General features: G+C 60.7%; 6 protein-coding genes and 1 pseudogene. 4 read left to right on the top strand and 3 right to left on the bottom strand.

Annotated elements, in window-relative coordinates:
- Nucleotides 1-170 precede the first annotated feature (170 nt).
- Nucleotides 171-353 carry a hypothetical protein gene (locus A8G15_RS30645; RefSeq protein WP_156665397.1) on the bottom strand — a complete coding sequence of 61 codons (183 nt, stop codon included), beginning with the start codon at nucleotides 351-353 and terminating at the stop codon, nucleotides 171-173.
- Between the two features lie 358 nt (nucleotides 354-711).
- Between A8G15_RS30645 and A8G15_RS14040 the strand changes: the two genes are divergently transcribed.
- The 3 genes from A8G15_RS14040 to A8G15_RS14030 all read left to right on the top strand — a co-directional run bounded on the left by A8G15_RS14040 (nucleotide 712) and on the right by A8G15_RS14030 (nucleotide 2,794).
- Nucleotides 712-1,038: a toll/interleukin-1 receptor domain-containing protein gene (locus A8G15_RS14040; protein WP_068160365.1), complete on the top strand. Its 327-nt coding sequence runs from the start codon at nucleotides 712-714 to the stop codon at nucleotides 1,036-1,038.
- The gene (locus A8G15_RS14035) at nucleotides 1,010-1,669 is read left to right on the top strand and encodes a hypothetical protein (protein ID WP_068160362.1); all 660 of its coding nucleotides are present in this window, start codon (nucleotides 1,010-1,012) and stop codon (nucleotides 1,667-1,669) included. The genes A8G15_RS14040 and A8G15_RS14035 overlap by 29 nt, the downstream gene beginning before the upstream one ends.
- 306 nt (nucleotides 1,670-1,975) lie before the next feature.
- Complete coding sequence (locus A8G15_RS14030) at nucleotides 1,976-2,794, top strand: hypothetical protein (RefSeq protein ID WP_156665396.1); 819 nt, start codon at nucleotides 1,976-1,978, stop codon at nucleotides 2,792-2,794.
- A gap of 12 nt (nucleotides 2,795-2,806) precedes the next feature.
- On the opposite strand, the gene A8G15_RS14025 is transcribed toward A8G15_RS14030, so the two are convergent.
- Nucleotides 2,807-4,060 (bottom strand): hypothetical protein, encoded by a 1,254-nt coding sequence (locus tag A8G15_RS14025; RefSeq protein WP_156665395.1) that lies wholly within the window; start codon nucleotides 4,058-4,060, stop codon nucleotides 2,807-2,809.
- A gap of 94 nt (nucleotides 4,061-4,154) precedes the next feature.
- Between A8G15_RS14025 and A8G15_RS30640 the strand changes: the two genes are divergently transcribed.
- Complete coding sequence (locus tag A8G15_RS30640; protein ID WP_156665394.1) at nucleotides 4,155-4,454, top strand: hypothetical protein; 300 nt, start codon at nucleotides 4,155-4,157, stop codon at nucleotides 4,452-4,454.
- A 59-nt stretch (nucleotides 4,455-4,513) separates the two neighbouring features.
- Here A8G15_RS30640 and A8G15_RS30635 read toward each other — a convergent pair.
- Nucleotides 4,514-4,679, bottom strand: a pseudogene (locus A8G15_RS30635) (IS256 family transposase); the annotation flags it as partial.

The following is a 4,679-nucleotide window of genomic DNA, read 5'->3' as shown; positions in this document are numbered from 1 at the left end:
TCACCCCAGCTCACAGCACAAATCCGCACCCTCACCCACCACCGGGCACACCCGCCGAGGGACGCACCCAGACCACGACACACCACCGCCGACACAGCAGAAAGCCGGACCGCCACACACGACCCGGCCCCCCACCCCATCAACAACCGAACAACCCCTCAGCCGCCGGATCAGGCGCATCCCACAAACCGCACCACGATCCCCTCCCGCACCACCCCCAGAAAACCATCATCCTCGAGCGAACCCAACGCATCACCCAACTCCACAACCTCCGGATCGAAAACCGCAGGCACATTCACCACCGCACAGTGCGACGACACCCCAGTCCACTCGATCACCACCGAACGCATCACGCCCCCACCACCGCCTCGTCCACCGTCGCATCCACCACGACCACACCACCCAGACGCGCCGTCATCAGCAACGCCTCCACCTACCCCTCACGCAAGCTCAGCGCCTCCCCCTCGTCGAACTAGTCCTGGCCGCGACGCTGCGCGGACCGCTTCAAGTAGTCGAGACTTCATTCCCACGACAGCACCTCTTCGCCACGGTTAACCATCTCCTCCGTTACCGGAAACTAGATCCGACGCTCCAGCACAAACTCCGGGACGGAGACGCATCGTGTATCTGGTCACCCAACGTCGGCACGCCGACCACCGCACTAGCAACAGCACCCGGACGTCCTCTAGGCGCACCGGTACTCTCCACCACATGGCAGACGGTGATTTGAAGGTATTCACAAGCTGGTCGGGCGACTTCGCACGCGACATCACCCGGGTGATCCGGGACTGGCTGCCAAAGATGCTCGACCGCGTAGACCCATGGATGTCCGACATCGACATTCAGGCAGGCACCCGAGCGTTGCAGGTTATCGAGGACCGGCTGAACGAAAGCGAATTCGGGATTATCGTCGTCACGACCGCCAACCAACACAGCACCTGGCTCAACTTCGAGGCAGGCGCTGTCCAAGCGATTCGAGGGCCGCAGTTCACGCGTAATACCCCTGCTCGTGAACTTCGACTCCTTCTACCAGATTGAGGGCCCCATCCGTCAATTCCAGGGCGTAATGCTGACCAAGCGCACCGACGCCGAAGACCCCGGCGACGCCAACGGCAGCGATGAACGGAAAGTCAACAAAGAGGGCATGCGGGAGCTGCTGAAGGCCGTTAGCGAAGTCGCAGGAACCAAGTGGGCCATGGTAGAAGCACGCTTCGAATGGTCATGGGACGAATTCGAAAGCAGTATCTCCGACGTCATCAGACACGCCGGCGAACAGCCAGTCGCGCCGTCTGTCTCTGCCGAATCACTACTGCAAGAAATTCTCGATCGCATGTCGGCATTGGAGCGCAGCAGCGCAAACGCATCACGGCTGGAGGCTGAGCGACTATTTGACTTGACCTTTGCCGAAGTTGCGGAACGAGAGCGCCACATGGCGAACTCAGCAGCCAGGGCGAGAGTACAAGGCGTCCAGAACATTCTTGAACAGTACAAAGTCCCCTTCGAAGACTTCTTCTTCACTGAGGAAAACGACGGAACTACTCGAGCAATAATCCGTCTCGGCGCAGACGGCCAGACCCAATTCGTCAGTCGGGCCGTCCGAGCACTCGGGGAGCTCGGCATCACCGCAGAGATCGTCCCAAGAGACTCGAAAGGCCTGCCCACCAGCTAAGTCGTTCAGGGCGCTAATGATGTTTCGAGCTGAAACCGGGCACCTCGACGTTGGGAGATCCACTGATAGCTCCCAACATGGTCAAGATGCATCGCGTGCACGAGCTCGGTGACACGCTCCGTCCTCCTAGGACTGTCGAGTATGTCGTCACACCTGCGGCGAGTAGAAACGTCGGGCAGGGGCGTGTAACTGCCTGTACGGAGTCGGGCAACACGGCATTACGTAGTCCTAACGACAGCACCAGCCGGATCTCTCAGAGGTGTTGTTGGAAGGCCCGACTGCACGGATGAGAGGAATACTCAGATCATGAGTATTCCTCTCGATCAATCGATCTCGCAGGCACTGGAAGAGGTGCTCAGAGTCCAGGAGACAGCCGATGCGATTCCCCTAGGGCACTCCGTCCCCAAGTGTGACCTCGCTGTGGATGAGGACCGTTTCCCGGACATCTGGGCGACTACTGTGGTCCGACGAGGGCTGAACCACGCCGTGGAGTGCATCGAAGCGGCATGCGCACTGGTGCTGAACGGGGAGTGGACAAACCCCCAGTTCGCGCTCCTGCGCGCAGCGTACGAGTCTGCGGGAGCGGCAACATGGTTGTTGGCCCCCGACGATGTCGATACCCGGCTGGCACGCTTGATCTGGCAACACCGCGACTCGTGGCATTACGCAGAGAAGGCATACAGCGGAACGCCTCTCGAAGTCGAGGAGCAGGTGGAGCGGCAGCAGTGGGCAACCGACGCTGCAGCGAAACTTCGGATCAATTTAAGAAACGGAGACCCCGGAGGGTTCCAAAAGCTCATAAGTTCGATTGATGACCTTCCGCAGCACCCGCAGTCGCTCCTCACCGCGTGGCGACTCTGCTCAGGTGTCAGCCATGCAAAAACATGGGCGTTGAGAGAGATCACCACCGAGGTGCGGAGCACCCAACTGTACGAGCACGGCCACCTCATTCAGGTAAAACCCAATCGGGAGCTATTCCTCACTCAATTGCAAGTCGCGCGACGGATGGTGCAGCGCGTGGGGGCTCTGTATCGCATCAGGACGACCCCACGACCACACGGGTTGTCGATGAGGTTGGTACCGCGCGACAACGAGGGAAACGAAGTACACGGCAAGGACGCATGACTGCACTCGCGGCTACAACAAGGCGCGCTCCTTGAGCCAATCATCGCGCCAACGGTGAAAGTCGACCGCGAATGCAGAACAGCGTTCCATCTCCTTGAGTATCTTCACGCGTTGCGCTTTAGAGGAGTGCTCTTCCACCGAACTCGGCCCGCACAATACCGCCAGCGTCTTCGGGTACCTCGTCCACTTCAGCACCAGGCGCTTTGTTATGAACGAAATCAGTTCGGAGGTACCGCGGCTTGCGGCTGAGGACTCTGTGACCGACGGAGTGCGCCCTGAATGGATAACGCTGTTGCGGACATCGACAACATTTTCGCGCCACCTCCCGATCGGTTTGCTTACATCCAAGCGCCAGTCGCCGCCAAGCCGATCTGCGTACATCTTCTTGACGCGGGAAGTGATCGAACTTGCGTCGACCCATATCCGTGCAGCGTCCGCGGCTGTCATGCCTTCCTCCCACAGCATGGCTGCCAAAGCACTGTCGAGCATGACCTCGCATGTGATCGCAAAGCTAAGTACCGACGCGCGGTAGTCACCGGACTCGTGCTCTGCGAAACCACGCACCAGGTGATCGCGAATCGAAGCTGCAACGCTGCCCTGAGTGAGCTGAGTGAAGACGTTGCCAACGGCGGCGCGGTCCACTGCCCCCAGCCTGACCGCGTGTATCGGAATGTGATCAAGTACGAGCATCACCGGATCCTCATCGAAACGAATCCCATGGCTGGGGTCGACAGCACCGAAGGCTGCCGGCACAAATGGGTGCAACGATCGGTAACGCAACTCGGGGAAGGGTGCATTGGTGACGATCCGCAGCGAGCGAAGAACGTCACCAACCAACCAATGAGCAAGAGTCAGCGGGTCCAACTTGCCGTCGTGCGGGGGTGTGAATGCAGCGTCGCGACCCCTGACCGGGATCATAACGACTACCACCGAACGTTGCCTCTCGTCGTCGTCAGCATGTGTCTGCCGCAGCTCTCGGCCAGTTATGCGCGCCAGAACTGTCGAAGCCAGGACTGTCTCTTCCACAAAGGGATCGGTCCCATGAGACTCGGCTGACCACAGAAGGGAGACCGGCAACGGAGTATGCATCCATGCATCGTCGAACCCCTGTGGCTCGACACCACGTTTCCGCAAGTACTCGTCATCGACATGGATGAGCACCGGTTCCGCACCCAAAGGAACCAAGTATGGAAGAGCAAACGAATACGCAACCCACCCCGCATACGGGCCTTCGCCCGCCCAGCCATTGTCCAGAGGCACTTTCACCCTGCCACGATAGATTGTGGCATTTTAAGATCCGCATTTGTCTCAGTGGCGCGTCGTCGGGCGGGTGTCGGTACCGCCGGTAACAATCGCCGGCATGGACACCGCTACCGACGAGGACCGCTGGGTTGTACCGACCCGCTGGTGGGGCACAGCCTTGCCGATCCGAGGACTCGGCCCGGCTCCCCGCGAGCGGGTGTCCGCCGACGCCGCCACCCGGGCAGCGAGGACCTACGACGACGCAACAGAGTTCATCGCCACGGCGCTGGACAATCCCGATTCCGATCCGGCCCTCGTCGCCCGGGCGCGCCGCCCTCACCGGAGCACCGAATGTGCTCGGACACGCGGTGATCGCGACCCTGGTGCGCGCCACCAGCGACTTCCCGGCCACCGGTGACCTGCTGGAGGTCAAGCCCCTGGTAGTGGTGTAACTCGTTTTTGATCCTTCGTTGGTGGTCAGGCGGGTAGTTGCATCAGTTCATCGGTGCTCACCTCCGTCGCCTGGCTGGTGTCGGTGTTGGTGGTCAGGGTGAGCCGGCAGCGGCTGAGCACTTCTAGGCCGAGGTATCGGCGGCCTTCGGCCCATTCGTCGGTCTGCTCGGCCAGGACCGACGGCCGCGCG

The organism is Rhodococcus phenolicus (genome assembly GCF_001646785.1).
Classification (GTDB): Bacteria; Actinomycetota; Actinomycetes; order Mycobacteriales; family Mycobacteriaceae; genus Rhodococcus; species Rhodococcus phenolicus.
The sequence above is the reverse complement of the archived record's forward strand: the minus strand, read 5'-3'. Positions and strand labels throughout refer to the sequence as shown.